This is a genomic window from Lysinibacillus sphaericus (genome assembly GCF_006864135.1).
Classification (GTDB): Bacteria; Bacillota; Bacilli; order Bacillales_A; family Planococcaceae; genus Lysinibacillus.
In genome coordinates this window covers 267280-281181 of the sequence record NZ_SADV01000002.1, presented here as the reverse complement: position 1 = coordinate 281181, position 13902 = coordinate 267280, and the positions used below count along the sequence as shown (strand labels likewise).

12 protein-coding genes are annotated in these 13902 nt (G+C 39.5%); all 12 read left to right on the top strand.

Annotated elements, in window-relative coordinates; translation table 11 throughout:
- Positions 1-94: 94 nt before the first annotated feature.
- The 12 genes from C7Y47_RS03640 to rsgA all read left to right on the top strand — a co-directional run bounded on the left by C7Y47_RS03640 (position 95) and on the right by rsgA (position 13902).
- A complete protein-coding gene (locus tag C7Y47_RS03640) occupies positions 95-970 on the top strand; it encodes a YicC/YloC family endoribonuclease (RefSeq protein WP_142507509.1) in 876 nt (291 codons plus the stop codon).
- A 43-nt stretch (positions 971-1013) separates the two neighbouring features.
- Complete coding sequence (gmk, locus tag C7Y47_RS03635; RefSeq protein ID WP_132357484.1) at positions 1014-1631, top strand: guanylate kinase; 618 nt, start codon at positions 1014-1016, stop codon at positions 1629-1631.
- A gap of 4 nt (positions 1632-1635) precedes the next feature.
- Positions 1636-1863 carry a DNA-directed RNA polymerase subunit omega gene (gene rpoZ / locus C7Y47_RS03630; RefSeq protein ID WP_053483349.1) on the top strand — a complete coding sequence of 76 codons (228 nt, stop codon included), beginning with the start codon at positions 1636-1638 and terminating at the stop codon, positions 1861-1863.
- A 481-nt stretch (positions 1864-2344) separates the two neighbouring features.
- Positions 2345-3355 carry a bifunctional phosphopantothenoylcysteine decarboxylase/phosphopantothenate--cysteine ligase CoaBC gene (gene coaBC / locus C7Y47_RS03625; RefSeq protein ID WP_142507508.1) on the top strand — a complete coding sequence of 337 codons (1011 nt, stop codon included), beginning with the start codon at positions 2345-2347 and terminating at the stop codon, positions 3353-3355.
- On the top strand, positions 3352-5766 hold the full coding sequence (gene priA, locus C7Y47_RS03620) for a primosomal protein N' (RefSeq protein WP_142507507.1): 2415 nt from the start codon (positions 3352-3354) through the stop codon (positions 5764-5766). Before coaBC ends, priA begins: the two co-directional genes overlap by 4 nt.
- Before the next feature lie 558 nt (positions 5767-6324).
- A complete protein-coding gene (gene def, locus C7Y47_RS03615; protein WP_142507506.1) occupies positions 6325-6819 on the top strand; it encodes a peptide deformylase in 495 nt (164 codons plus the stop codon).
- A 1-nt stretch (position 6820) separates the two neighbouring features.
- Positions 6821-7762 (top strand): methionyl-tRNA formyltransferase, encoded by a 942-nt coding sequence (gene fmt, locus C7Y47_RS03610; protein WP_142507505.1) that lies wholly within the window; start codon positions 6821-6823, stop codon positions 7760-7762.
- On the top strand, positions 7759-9120 hold the full coding sequence (gene rsmB, locus C7Y47_RS03605) for a 16S rRNA (cytosine(967)-C(5))-methyltransferase RsmB (protein WP_142507504.1): 1362 nt from the start codon (positions 7759-7761) through the stop codon (positions 9118-9120). Before fmt ends, rsmB begins: the two co-directional genes overlap by 4 nt.
- Entirely contained in the window at positions 9120-10262 is a 1143-nt protein-coding gene (gene rlmN, locus C7Y47_RS03600) for a 23S rRNA (adenine(2503)-C(2))-methyltransferase RlmN (RefSeq protein ID WP_142507503.1), read from the top strand. The genes rsmB and rlmN overlap by 1 nt, the downstream gene beginning before the upstream one ends.
- Positions 10263-10268: 6 nt before the next feature.
- On the top strand, positions 10269-11018 hold the full coding sequence (locus tag C7Y47_RS03595) for a Stp1/IreP family PP2C-type Ser/Thr phosphatase (RefSeq protein ID WP_142507630.1): 750 nt from the start codon (positions 10269-10271) through the stop codon (positions 11016-11018).
- 2 nt (positions 11019-11020) lie between these two features.
- Positions 11021-13006, top strand: coding sequence for a Stk1 family PASTA domain-containing Ser/Thr kinase (gene pknB, locus C7Y47_RS03590; RefSeq protein WP_142507502.1), 1986 nt, complete (start codon positions 11021-11023; stop codon positions 13004-13006).
- 11 nt (positions 13007-13017) lie between these two features.
- Positions 13018-13902 (top strand): ribosome small subunit-dependent GTPase A, encoded by an 885-nt coding sequence (gene rsgA / locus C7Y47_RS03585; RefSeq protein ID WP_142507501.1) that lies wholly within the window; start codon positions 13018-13020, stop codon positions 13900-13902.

Here is a 13902-nt window from a genome sequence, read left to right as displayed (position 1 = left end):
GGCGAAATTGATCTAATTTTTTACGGAGAGACATCATAAATGACAGAGCTTATGTTATAATAATGCCAGTATGCAAAGAAAGGTGTGACGAACCTTGGTGCGTAGTATGACTGGTTTTGGCAGAGGTGTCACAATAACAACAGACTTTCAATTAACCGTAGAAATGCGCTCGGTCAACCATCGATTTTTAGAAATCAATGCAAAATTCCCGAAAGAATGGCTTGAAGCAGAAATTTTTGCAAAGAAATTAATTTCGCAAGCTTTGTCACGTGGCAAGATTGATGTGATGGTTTATGTTAAGGATTTAGAGAACGTCGAGCAATCTATTGAAATTAATTGGTCATTAATTGAAGCGTATCGTAAGGCAAAAGAGCAATTAGCAAGTAAAGTACCACTAGAAGAAAAATGGACAATGCAAGAGCTATTATCGCTTGAACAAGCGCTTGTACAGGAAAAGGCACAGCTTACACCTGAGGATTTACTCTTTGCTGTTGAAAAGGCTATTTCACAAGCACTTGAACAGCTCATTCAAATGCGTGAGCGTGAAGGGCAAGAATTACATGATGTTGTTGTACAATATAAAGCACAGTTAATGGAACAAGTGAACCAGATTCGTTCATGTGCATCTCTTGCTGTAGAAAAATATCGTACACGATTATCGGAACGAATTTCTCAAGTGGCGGATGGAGCGTTGTTAGAAGATCGCCTACTTGCCGAAGTAGCGATATTCGCAGAACGTGTGGACATCACTGAAGAATTGGACCGATTAGATAGTCACTTTAATCAGCTGGAAGAAACATTACAAGAAATGATTTCAGTTGGTCGTAAATTAGACTTTTTAATGCAGGAAATACACCGCGAGATCAATACGATTGGTTCCAAAAATCAATCAACAGAGGCGGCCGTTGCAGTAGTTCAGGCGAAAACAATTTTAGAAAAGATGCGTGAGCAAGTTCAAAATATCGAATAGCTTGCCTGTATCTGTTATAAATTAAGGGAGATATAGAGAATAAATGATAAAAGAACGTGGATTATTAATTGTTCTGTCTGGCCCATCTGGTGTAGGTAAAGGGACAGTGCGCAAAGAATTATTTTCTCAGCCGAATACGAATTATGAGTATTCCATCTCGATGACAACACGAAATCCTCGCGAAGGTGAAGTAGATGGTGTAGACTATTTTTTCAAGACACGTGAAGAATTTGAAGCGTTGATTGAACAGGGTGGCTTATTGGAGCATGCTGAATTTGTAGGGAATTATTACGGAACACCGTTAGCCTACGTAAATGAAACACTTGATGCAGGACGCGATGTGTTTTTAGAAATCGAAGTGCAAGGTGCTGCACAAATCCGCAAAAAGGCACCAGATGCATTATTTATTTTCTTAGCCCCACCAAGCTTAACGGAATTAAAAGACCGTTTAGTTGGTCGAGGGACAGAAACAGCAGACGTTATTGCGAAGCGTATTGCAACTGCAAGTGAAGAGCTTGAAATGATGAGCCTTTATGATTATGTAGTTGAAAATGATGAAGTGACAAATGCTTGTGATCGTATAAATGCGATTATTAAAGCAGAGCATTGTCGTAGAGAACGTGTTGAAAAAAGATATTTGTCAATGTTGAGAGGAGAATAAACCTATGTTATACCCATCAGTAGATACATTAAAAAAAGAAATCGATTCAAAATACTCTTTAGTAAGTCTAGCATCTAAACGTGCTCGTCAAATGCAAGAGGAACAAGACACTGAACGTTTACACAAATACGTTTCCCATAAGTACGTAGGGAAAGCACTTGAAGAAGTAGCAGCAGGTGTACTTACGAAAGTATCACAGGATGAGTCAACTGTGTACGAAGACGAAATCTAACATTGATAAGAGAGCTTTTGCCAAATTGCTAAATTAATGTTAACTTCTTTCAGCATTTATATCCTGTAACGAAAGCGAAGCGTCAGCTACAGAAGTCTCCCACCTCTATAGGTGAGATGAATGCCGATTTAAGCTACTTTTCAGCGGATGTCCAAACACAAGCTGAAATAGAGGAACTCAGTCTAGGAACACCACGTCTTGTGGCAACGACTGAGTGACCAACATCGTGTTGGCCTAAAGCCTCCGGCGGGTGTCCCGGAATCGGAAATGAGTTCATAAAGGATGCTAGCCTAAAATCATCGCATCCGTGCGATAACGGCTAACTGACCTGCATGTGCAGGCCTAAGCACAAAGCCGATTCCGGACGCAATTATGCCGAGGCATAATTGATCGTCTGCAGTGGATTTTTGATTATACAGAATGTCGAGAGCTCCCGGGGAATGTTCCTTTGGGAGCTTATCATTTGAAAGGACGATTGTGCATGAATAAAAATATTTTACTTTGTGTTTCAGGTGGTATAGCAGTTTATAAGGCTGTCGCTTTAGTTAGTAAGCTATCTCAGGCAGGAGCAACTGTAAAGGTTATCATGACAGCATCAGCAAGACAATTTGTGAATCCGCTGAGTTTTCAAGTTATGTCCAAAAATGATGTTTTTTTCGATACTTTTGATGAAAAGGATTCGAGTGTGATTGCCCATATTGATTTGGCGGATTGGGCAGATTTAATTTTAGTTGCACCAGCTACTGCAAATGTCATAGGGAAACTGGCGAATGGAATTGCAGACGATATGGTAACGACGACCTTGCTTGCAACAACTGCCCCTGTATGGCTTGCACCAGCGATGAATGTACATATGTATGACCATCCAGCGGTAAAACGAAATTTGGCGCAGTTACAATCTGATGGCTATCAATTTATTGAGCCTTCGGAAGGATTTTTAGCATGCGGCTATGTTGGTAAAGGTCGTTTAGAGGAGCCAGAAAAAATAACGGCGATTGTGCAAGCGTTTTTTTCAGAGAAGCATAAGCCGTTAGCTAGTAAAACGGTTGTAGTTACAGCTGGAGCGTTTTATGTTCCGATGGACGAGCGCCATATAATTAGTACACAGTCGAATAGTAGAATTGGTCAGGCAATAGCAAAAGAGGCAAAAACACTTGGGGCAAATGTAATCCTCATAGATGAGAACGAAAGAAGCATGCATAAGCTTTTTGAGCAGCTTGAGGATTATAAAAAGCAATATCCATCTGCATTTTTTATCCATGCAGCAAATACGCCTACAATTGAAGGGGCGCCGATGCTATCCGTAAAAGGCATGACCGCAATAACTTTTGGGCAAAAGGTTATTGGTGAGCCAATGTTAACAATTATGTCTGACACGTGGATTGATTTTAGTGACACGGCAGAAGTAAATGGTCAACTGTGGGATACGACAAATGCCACGCAGTTTGCGCAAGCATTTTGGACATATATACTACAGGGTGAGAAGCGATGAGTTGGTTGATTGCAGAGGTTATAGTGGATGTTTCGACATACCATGTAGATCGTCCATTTGACTATGAAGTGCCTGCAGAATGGGCACATATTATCGAGCTGGGTTGTCGAGTAAAAGTACCGTTTGGGCCAAGAAATGTTCTAGGCTTTGTGGTCGGATTAAAAAATGAAACGGATGTACCATCTAATAAATTAAAGTCTATTGCGCAAATTTTAGATATAGAGCCGGTATTGACCGAAGAAATGTTGTTAATGGCGAAATGGTTGAAAAACGAAACGATTTGTTATGAAATTGATGCCTTACAGGTCATGCTCCCTTCAGCGCTTCGTGCGAAGTATGAAAAAATCATAACGCTATTAGAAGAGAAAGATGCTTTGCCAGATGAAGCTCAAGCTATTTTTGGTAAGCGACAACAGGCTAATTTCAAAGAATTCGAGCGTGCACAATTACTTCCTTTATTAAAACAGCTTATGACTAATAAAATTGTAAAAATTGAAAATGTTGTGAAGCAGCAAGGCAATGTGAAAGAAATACGGATGGTCAAAATATCCGATTATCAGCAAGATATAGACAAAGCAATGGAAGGTGCAGCGAGAGCAGCTAAACAACGCCAACTGATTGAATGGATGGGCAGACATCTTGGAGAGGTCCTTTTGCCACAGAAAATCTATGAGGAAACAGGTGCATCTTCCGCGGTCTTGCAGTCAGTTATTGACAAAGGGGCCGCTCATTTTATACAAGAAGAGGTATATCGTGACCCCTTTACGAAGGAGGTTTCCCGTACTCAATCTTTACAGTTGACGAATGAGCAGCACATTGCACTTAAGGCTATTACTAGTTCGATGGAAGAACAGACGGCGCAAACTTTTTTACTACACGGCGTCACGGGAAGCGGTAAAACTGAAATATATTTGCAAGCGATACAAAAGGTGTTAGATGAAGGTAAGGAAGCCATTATGTTAGTACCTGAAATATCATTAACACCACAAATGACAGAGCGTTTTCGTAGTCGTTTTGGTGAGATGGTGGCTGTGATGCATAGTGGATTATCTGTCGGTGAAAAGTATGATGAATGGCGAAAAATTCAGCAAGGAAAAGTAAGCGTTGTTGTTGGTGCTCGTTCAGCCATTTTCGCACCTTTTACAAATTTAGGCCTCATTATTTTAGATGAAGAGCATGAATCAACCTACAAGCAAGAAGATTCACCTCGTTATCATGCTAGAGATGTTGCGATTTGGCGAAGTAAATTTTACAAATGTCCTGTTATATTAGGTAGTGCAACGCCTGCACTTGAATCATTTGCGAGAGCAAAGAAAGGTGTATATAGTTTGCTATCCTTAAAGCAACGTGCTTTGAATCAAGCGTTACCAACTGTTTATATTGCTGATATGCGTGAAGAACTTCAAAAAGGGAATCGTTCTATGTTTTCGGAGCAGCTTATTGATGCAATACGTGTACGGCTTGAGAAAAAAGAACAGATGGTGCTATTTTTAAATCGTCGTGGCTATTCTTCTTTTGTGCTTTGTCGTGATTGTGGAACGGTTGTACAATGTCCGAACTGTGACATCTCGTTAACGTATCATCGAACAACCGAGAAATTAAAATGTCATTATTGTGGTTATGAGGAGCGTGTTCCTCAAATATGTCCCCAATGCCAGAGTGAGCATATTCGTTATTTTGGTACGGGAACACAAAAAGTCGAGGAAGAAATTTATAAGCTATTTCCTGAGGCAAGGGTTCTCCGAATGGATGTGGATACAACGAAACAAAAAGGTGCACATGAAGAAATTTTGCAGTCATTTGGAGAAGGACAGGCAGATATTTTGCTCGGGACGCAAATGATTGCTAAAGGTCTTGATTTCCCTAATATTACGCTTGTTGGTGTACTTAGTGCAGATACATCTCTGCATTTACCCGACTACCGTGCAGCGGAGCGTACATTCCAATTATTAACGCAGGTTAGTGGTAGAGCTGGACGTCATGAAAAGCATGGTGAGGTTATTGTTCAATCGTATACACCTGAGCATTATGCAATTGAATTGGCCAAAATACAAGATTATGAGCCATTTTACGAACGAGAAATGTTTTTACGTCGCCGCTCTAGTTATCCACCGTATTATTATGTAGCACTTGTTCAAATATCTCATGAGGATGTCATGCTGGCAGCAGAGTATGCTGGACGTGCAGCGGATTGGCTAAGGGAAAACTTATCAAACCGGGTAGCCATTATTGGACCGACAACTGCAAGCATTAGTCGTCTCCAAAATAGATATCGTTATCAATGTTTGATAAAATATAAAATTGAACCAAATCTCATTCCTGTATTACAGCGCCTTTTAGCGATGTATCGAGCGGAATGGATTAAACAGGGTATATTAATGACGGTAGATTTAGACCCGTCAACTATATAAAATGCTCCATCACTCAAAGTTTGGGATGACATTTTGTTAAAACTGATGTCATGTGGATTAGTTGATTGGAGACTGGGCAACTTCATGGGGATGAGCAATAGAGGAACGAAGGCTGAAAACCATCACATCCTGTGATAACGCCTTCGTGACCAACATCGGTGCCGCTGTCGCTTCGCTTTTGCACATTTAAAACATTTGCTTACTTAACGCCCCAGGAAAGCGCTCAGTCGGAACGAAAATTACCTACGAGTTATGATGCTGAGCATATTAAATGCTGAAAGAGTCGTAGTTAGTGATATGGAGTCAATTAAATAAGGTATAACTTTAAAATCAGGCATGTTGATTGGTAAATATAGGTTTGTTGTTGGCTGATAGAAGAATTTTTTTGTTGCTATCTTGCTAATATATCCCCATTTTTTACTGATTGTAGCGAGGGCTACTCGACTCCCGCAGGAAAGCGAGTAGCCCGTAGCGGAAATCAGAGCCTTCTAAATAATTAGAATGGATAAAAATAGCTAATCAACACTTGACCTTAAATATAGAAATGAGGAACATAAGATGGCAATTAAAAAAGTTGTTGAACATCCAGCAAAGGTATTATCAACGCAGTGCGCGGAAGTAAAAGAAATCAATGAAGAAATTATTACATTACTAGATGATTTATATGACACAATGGTTGAATACGATGGTGTTGGTATTGCTGCACCGCAAATAAATGTAGGATTACGTGTTGCTATTGTCGAGCTTGGCGAGGAACGAGATATTTTAGAAATGATTAACCCGACTGTCATTGAAACAGATGGCGCTGAAGTTGATATTGAAGGATGCTTAAGCTTCCCGGGATTATACGGTGAGGTTGAACGACCTGACTACGTGAAAATTGAAGCATGTGACCGTGAAGGACGTGTATATGAGTTGGAAGCGGGAGGCTTTGATGCACGAGCAATTTTACATGAAATCGATCATTTAGACGGCGTGCTATTTGATTCGAAAATCAAACGCATTTTAACTGAAGAAGAGCTTGAAGCGATGTACGCTGAAGAGGAGGAATAACATGACTTCAATAATTTTTATGGGAACACCTGATTTCTCCGCGCCAATTTTGCGTATGCTACATCATGAAGGTTATGATATTAAAGCTGTAGTTACACAACCAGACCGTCCAGTTGGGCGTAAGCGTGTGCTAACACCACCACCTGTTAAAGCAGCAGCTATGGAATTAGGTTTACCTGTTATTCAGCCTGAAAAATTGCGTGGTTCCGAGGAATTACAGCAAATTATTGATTTACAGCCTGACCTAGTCGTAACAGCCGCTTTTGGACAAATTTTGCCGAAAGAATTACTTGATACACCACCGCTTGGTTGTATTAACGTCCATGCGTCACTTTTACCAAAGTATCGTGGAGGAGCACCTATTCACCAAGCAATTATTGATGGTGAAAAAGAGACGGGTGTAACGATTATGTATATGGCACAAAAGCTTGATGCCGGTGACATCATATCTCAAAAGGCTATCCCAATTGAAGAGGATGATCATACAGGTGGACTATTTGATAAGCTAAGTGTTGTAGGCTGTGAATTATTAAAAGATACACTTCCTTCTATTATTAATGGAACAAATAGTCGTACAGTGCAGGATGAAGCACAAGTAACCTTTGCGAGCAATATTTCACGTGAACAGGAACGTATCGATTGGACAAAGGATGCGACAACTTTATACAATCAAGTGCGTGGTCTTCATCCGTGGCCTGTTGCCTACACAACATTTGAAGATGGAAACTTTAAAATTTGGTGGGCGCAGCTTGGTAACACAAAGCATGATACTTTACCAGGTGAGGTTGTTGCGATTTCAAAGGACCATTTTGAAGTTTCAGCAGGAAATGGTACAACACTAGCCCTGTATGATGTACAACCAGCTGGTAAAAAACGCATGACAGCAGAGGAATATTTGCGTGGTACAGGTTCTAAATTACAGATCGGGGACCAATTTAAATGAGTAAAAAAAGCGTAGTAATTTGGGATGGAAATGTGCGTGATGCTGCACTTTCTATTCTGTTAGCAGTAGATAAAAATCAAGCCTATAGTAATTTGCTTTTAAATGAAACGATCAAGCGACATAAAATTGAAGCGAAGGATCGTGCGCTTTTAACAGAAATTACGTATGGTACTTTACAATATAAAATGACACTTGATTATTATCTAGAGCCATTTATTCGTGGCACAGTGGATCATTGGGTACGCTGGCTTTTACGTTTATCTTTATATCAAATGCATTATTTAACGCGTATCCCACCACATGCAGCGGTAAATGAGGCTGTTGAAATTGCTAAGCGTCGAGGTCACAAAGGGATAGCTTCAATGGTCAATGGTATTTTACGATCTATTTTACGTCAAGGTGTAGCTTCTACGGATGACATTAAAGATCCAATTGAGCGCCTTGCTATTGAAACGAGTCATCCTGAATGGTTAGTGCAGCGCTTTGTCGATAACTATGGTATTGAAGCAGCTGCTGAAATGTTACATGAAAATAATGTGCCTCCAGTGCAGACTGTACGTGTAAATACGACGAAAGCAAGCGTTGAGCAAGCGATTGCTAGCATAGAAGCGGAAGGTTTATCGGCGCAAAGAAGCGAGCTAATGCCTGAATGTTTATATGTAACAAATGGTCAGCCAGCTCGAACAAAGGCATTCCAAGAAGGGCTTATTACTATTCAGGATGAAAGCTCAATGATTCCAGCAAATGTTTTACATCCATCACCTGGCATGCGCGTCTTAGATATGTGTGCAGCTCCGGGAGGAAAGACAACACATATAGCTGAGATTATGAAAAATGAAGGTTCAATTTTAGCGACTGACCTTCACCCCCATAAATTAGATTTAATCGACCATAATACGGATCGTCTAGGGATTGATATCGTAGAGACTGCTCCGATTGACGGACGTAAGGCACCGGATTTTCTACAACTAGAATCATTCGACGCTATTTTAGTCGATGCACCTTGTAGTGGCTTAGGTGTTATGCGCCGTAAGCCAGATATTAAATATACAAAACGAGAAGAAGATTTAGAAAGCCTCCAAAAAATACAATTGGCACTATTAGATGCTGCAACAAAAGTATTAAAAATAGATGGCAAGCTTGTGTACAGTACATGTACAGTAGATAAAAGAGAAAACGAAGGTACTGTAGAAGCCTTTTTAACAACGCATCCAGAAATGGAAGCTATACAACTAGAATCTTTACCAACAAAATTAGCGGAAAAGCAAGCAAATGGCATGCTTCAAGTCTTTCCACAAGACTTTGGCAGTGACGGTTTCTTCGTTGCCGCCTTTCGTAAAAAAGGAGGATCCAACTAATGGTGGATCAAGAGAAATTTAATGAGCGCATTAACGACTTAGTTGATGAAGCAGAAGACAAGCCTGTTCGACGCGCAAAAAAAGAAAAACCAAATTTAAAGGAATCGGTATACTCATTACAGCCGGAACAATTAGAAGAATGGTTAAAGGAAAATGGTGAAAAACCATTCCGTGCAGCACAAATTTTTGATTGGCTTTATAATAAACGTGTAAAAACATTTGAAGAAATGTCAAACCTTTCAAAGGGATTACGTGAAAAGCTTGAAGCAAGTTTTGCATTAACGACATTGTCAACAATTATTCAACAGGAATCCAAAGATGGTACGATCAAGTTTTTATTCCAGTTACAAGATGGCTATTCTATTGAAACTGTATTAATGCGTCATGAGTATGGGAACTCTGTTTGTGTGACGACACAAGTAGGCTGCCGAATTGGCTGTACGTTTTGTGCATCAACTTTAGGTGGATTAAAACGTCACTTATTAGCAGGAGAAATCGTGGAGCAAGTTGTCAAAGTACAACAAACTTTAGATGAATTGGACGAACGTGTGTCACATATCGTCATTATGGGTATTGGAGAACCTTTCGATAATTATGATGCGATGATGAACTTCTTAAAAGTCATCAACCATGAAAAAGGGTTAAATATTGGTGCTCGTCACATTACTGTCTCAACATCAGGAATTGTTCCTAAAATTTACGAATTTGCTGATGAACAGCTACAAATCAACTTTGCAGTATCCTTACACGCACCAAACCAAGAGGCTCGTCAAAAGCTGATGCCAATTGCACGTGCTTACAAATTAGATGAATTAATGGAAGCCGTTCGTTACTATACTAAAAAAACTGGCCGACGTGTTACTTTTGAGTATGGTTTAATGTCTGGTGAAAATGATTCAGTTGAAATTGCAGAAGAATTATCTGCATTAATAAAAGGACTTAAATGCCACGTGAACTTAATTCCTGTAAACTACGTACCAGAACGTGATTATGTTCGCACATCTCGTAGTCAAATTTTTGCCTTTGAAAAAACATTAAAGAAGAATGGTATTAACGTAACGATCCGCCGAGAGCAAGGTTCTGATATTGCTGCTGCGTGTGGTCAATTACGTGCGCAAGAGAGATCTGAAGAGACGAGGTGACCAGTGTTGGAATACACAGTCGAAAGTGATATTGGGTTAAAACGAGCAATTAATGAAGACCGTGCGGCATTTTTCAAACGTCCAAACGGTCTTGCGCTAGCACTTGTAGCGGACGGCATGGGTGGTCATAATGCTGGCGATGTAGCGAGTGATATGGCGATGAAACAGATGGAATCCGTTTTTTTACAGGCAGAAGCACATCATTTTGCATCAACGACAACAAAAAAAGAGTGGTTATTACAGGCAGTCAAGCAATTGAATAAAAGTATATATGACTATTCTTTATCACATGAAGACTGTAAAGGAATGGGCACGACGTTTATTGCAGTGTTAATTGAAGAACATCATTGCTTTATCGCACATGTTGGTGATAGTCGTGTGTATTATTTCTTTGATGATGGTGCACAACAAATAACAAGAGATCATTCCTATGTAAATGTTCTAGTTGAAAATGGTGAAATTAGTGAAGAGGAAGCGTTGACACATCCTAAAAAAAATTTCATCTTAAAAGCTGTTGGTACAGAAGAAACGATTGAACCAGACTTTTATGAAGTTGATTTAGCATCAGAATCGTATTTACTCATTTGCTCTGACGGTTTAAGCAATAAACTTACAGTGTATGAAATGGCATCAATTATTACGTATCCGGATTCAATAGAAGAAAAAGGACGAAAACTTGTGGAATTAGCAAATGCAAGCGGGGGAGAAGACAATATCTCCCTCGTGCTACTCACAAGGCAAGATGAGGAGGTGTAAGTATGCTTGTAGGTAAACGAATTAGTGATCGCTATAAAATTATAGGGCTAATTGGTGGCGGTGGTATGTCCAATGTTTATTTAGCACATGACATGATTTTAAACCGTGATGTAGCGATCAAAATATTACGCTATGATTTTACCAATGAGGATGAATTGCATCGCCGTTTTCAACGTGAAGCACTTTCTGCTACAAGCCTTACACATCCACATATTGTTAGTGTTTATGATGTAGGTGATGATGGTGATTTACATTATATTGTGATGGAGTATGTCCAAGGGAAAACATTAAAGCAGTACATACAGGAATTTGCACCAATTTCTCCTGCTAGAAGTGTGCATATTATGAAGCAGTTAACATCAGCAATTGCCAATGCTCATGAAAATCATATTATCCATCGTGACATTAAACCTCAAAATATTTTAATGGATGCTGAAGGCAATGTGAAAATAACTGATTTCGGCATAGCGATGACGCTTAGTGCAACGTCATTTACACAAACGAACTCCGTACTTGGAACGGTGCATTATTTATCACCAGAGCAGGCTCGTGGTGGTACGGCAACAAACAAGTCTGATATTTATGCACTTGGCATTGTTTTATATGAATTATTAACAGGGGAATTGCCCTTCTCAGGCGAGTCAGCTGTTTCTATCGCGCTTAAACATTTACAATCTGAGACGCCGTCTGTTCGTGCATTCGATGCCACGATTCCACAAAGCCTGGAAAACGTTGTGCTAAAAGCTACAGCAAAAGATGCTTCTCATCGTTATTCGACAGTAGAAGAAATGCAAGCAGATTTAGAAACAGTTTTATCGCCAAATCGTATGAATGAACCGAAGTTTGTCATACCGGAAGATAATGATGTGACAAAGGCTATTCCAATTATAAAAGAGCCAGTTATACGTAAAGACGAAGATTTAACGAAGACAAGAGCAATCGAACCAATTGCGCAATCAAAGCCGAAACCTGAGACTAAGAAGCCTGTTGAAAAGACAACACCTGTGAAGAAAAAGAAAAAATGGCCAATAGTTGTTGCTGGACTAGTAATAGCCGCTATCGCTATCTTCCTATTCTTTTTCTTTGCCACAGATTTATTTAGCCCGAAAAAGATACCTGTACCTAATGTGGCTAATATGACCGTTAAGGAAGCTACAAATAAATTAGTGACTGAAGGTTTTACTGTTGGTGAAGAACATCAGGAGCGTTATGATGAGAAAGTTGAAAAGGGTAAAGTTATTGAAACGGACCCTGCAGAGAGTACGGAGCGTGTAAAAGGTACGGAAATAGATTTAATCGTCAGTCTTGGAGTAGAAATGACGAAAGTGGAAGATTATAGAGGGCAGCAAATCAGCCAAGTTGAATCAATGTTAAAGGATAAATTTTTAGAGCCAGATATTACCTTCGTGCATTCAACAGAGCCAGAAGGGCAAATTATTGATCAAGAGCCAAAACCTCAAGAAGAGGTAATCGCAAAAGATACAAAGATGAAATTTAAGGTAAGCGCAGGTATACAAATGGTTACCGTAGGTAATGTTGCGAATTATACGAAGGCTCAAATGGATGAGTATGTAAGAAGAAATAGCTTAAAATGGAGTATTGCTCGTGAAGACTATCATAATACAGTAGCGGCCGGAAGTGTTATTTCCCAATTGCCAAGAGCAGGGACTTCAGTTGAAGTAGGATCTACAATAGCTGTTGTAATAAGTAAAGGACCTGCCGAAAAACCTGTAAAAACGTTGGTGAAAACTGTGCACTTGGAAATACCATATGAGCCAACAGAGGAAGGTATGGAGCAATCTATTCGTATTGAAATTGAAGATAAAGACCATACAATGTCATCAGCTGCCGATCAATTTACTATTACGGCTAATAAACCGTATAAAATCCAGCTTGTCATTGAAGAAGGCAAAGTAGGCGCATATAGAATTATACGTGATTCGCAAATTATTGCTGGAGAAAGTTTTAATTATGATGATGTTAAATAAGGGGGAATTGGATGGCGCAAGGCCAAATACGTAAAGCATTAAGCGGTTACTACTATGTATATGATGGAGAACAACTAATACAATGTCGAGGACGTGGGGTTTTTCGCAATCGCGGGGAATCTCCACTCGTTGGCGACAATGTAGAATACACTCTGGAAATAGAGGGGTCAGACGGTACTATTCAAAAAATTATGGAACGCCAAAATGAATTAGTACGTCCGCCAATAGCTAATATTGATCAAGGTATTTTGGTATTTTCTGTAAAAGAACCTAGTTTTAATACAATTTTACTGGATCGTTTCTTAGTTGTTTTAGAATCATTCCATGTTCATCCGATTATTTGTTTAACAAAGATGGATTTACTAGAAGATCATGAACGCGAGGAATTGCAAAGCTATATAGCAGATTATGAAAGCATGGGTTATACAGTGCTACAAACCTATAAAGGTGAAGAAGAATTAGTTGATCGTCTACAACCTATTTTAAAGGGAAAAACTTCTGTATTAGCAGGGCAATCTGGAGTTGGGAAATCCACACTACTAAATACTTTAATTCCAGATTTAAATTTAAAAACCGGCATTATTTCGCAAAGTTTAGGGCGTGGAAAACATACGACTCGCCATGTCGAATTAATCGAGGTATGTGACGGCTTATTAGCAGATACTCCAGGATTTAGTTCATTTGATTTTGATGAAATAGAAAAAGAAGAATTAGGCGCATGCTTCCCTGAGATGGCCCGTATGGCAGATGATTGTAAATTTAGAGGCTGTTTACACTTAAAGGAGCCAAAATGTGCAGTAAAGGCAGCTGTTGAGGCGGGAGAAATTCGTGACTACCGTTATAAACACTACAAACAATTTATGCAAGAAATTATGGATCGAAAGCCGAGGTATTAA

What these genes read in the sequence shown, in the direction of transcription:
- gmk (WP_132357484.1), top strand. Translation starts at nt 1,014, where the DNA reads ATGATAAAAGAACGTGGATTATTAATTGTTCTGTCTGGCCCATCTGGT.
- rpoZ (WP_053483349.1), top strand. Translation starts at nt 1,636, where the DNA reads ATGTTATACCCATCAGTAGATACATTAAAAAAAGAAATCGATTCAAAA.
- coaBC (WP_142507508.1), top strand. Translation starts at nt 2,345, where the DNA reads ATGAATAAAAATATTTTACTTTGTGTTTCAGGTGGTATAGCAGTTTAT.
- priA (WP_142507507.1), top strand. Translation starts at nt 3,352, where the DNA reads ATGAGTTGGTTGATTGCAGAGGTTATAGTGGATGTTTCGACATACCAT.
- def (WP_142507506.1), top strand. Translation starts at nt 6,325, where the DNA reads ATGGCAATTAAAAAAGTTGTTGAACATCCAGCAAAGGTATTATCAACG.
- fmt (WP_142507505.1), top strand. Translation starts at nt 6,821, where the DNA reads ATGACTTCAATAATTTTTATGGGAACACCTGATTTCTCCGCGCCAATT.
- rsmB (WP_142507504.1), top strand. Translation starts at nt 7,759, where the DNA reads ATGAGTAAAAAAAGCGTAGTAATTTGGGATGGAAATGTGCGTGATGCT.
- rlmN (WP_142507503.1), top strand. Translation starts at nt 9,120, where the DNA reads ATGGTGGATCAAGAGAAATTTAATGAGCGCATTAACGACTTAGTTGAT.
- pknB (WP_142507502.1), top strand. Translation starts at nt 11,021, where the DNA reads ATGCTTGTAGGTAAACGAATTAGTGATCGCTATAAAATTATAGGGCTA.
- rsgA (WP_142507501.1), top strand. Translation starts at nt 13,018, where the DNA reads ATGGCGCAAGGCCAAATACGTAAAGCATTAAGCGGTTACTACTATGTA.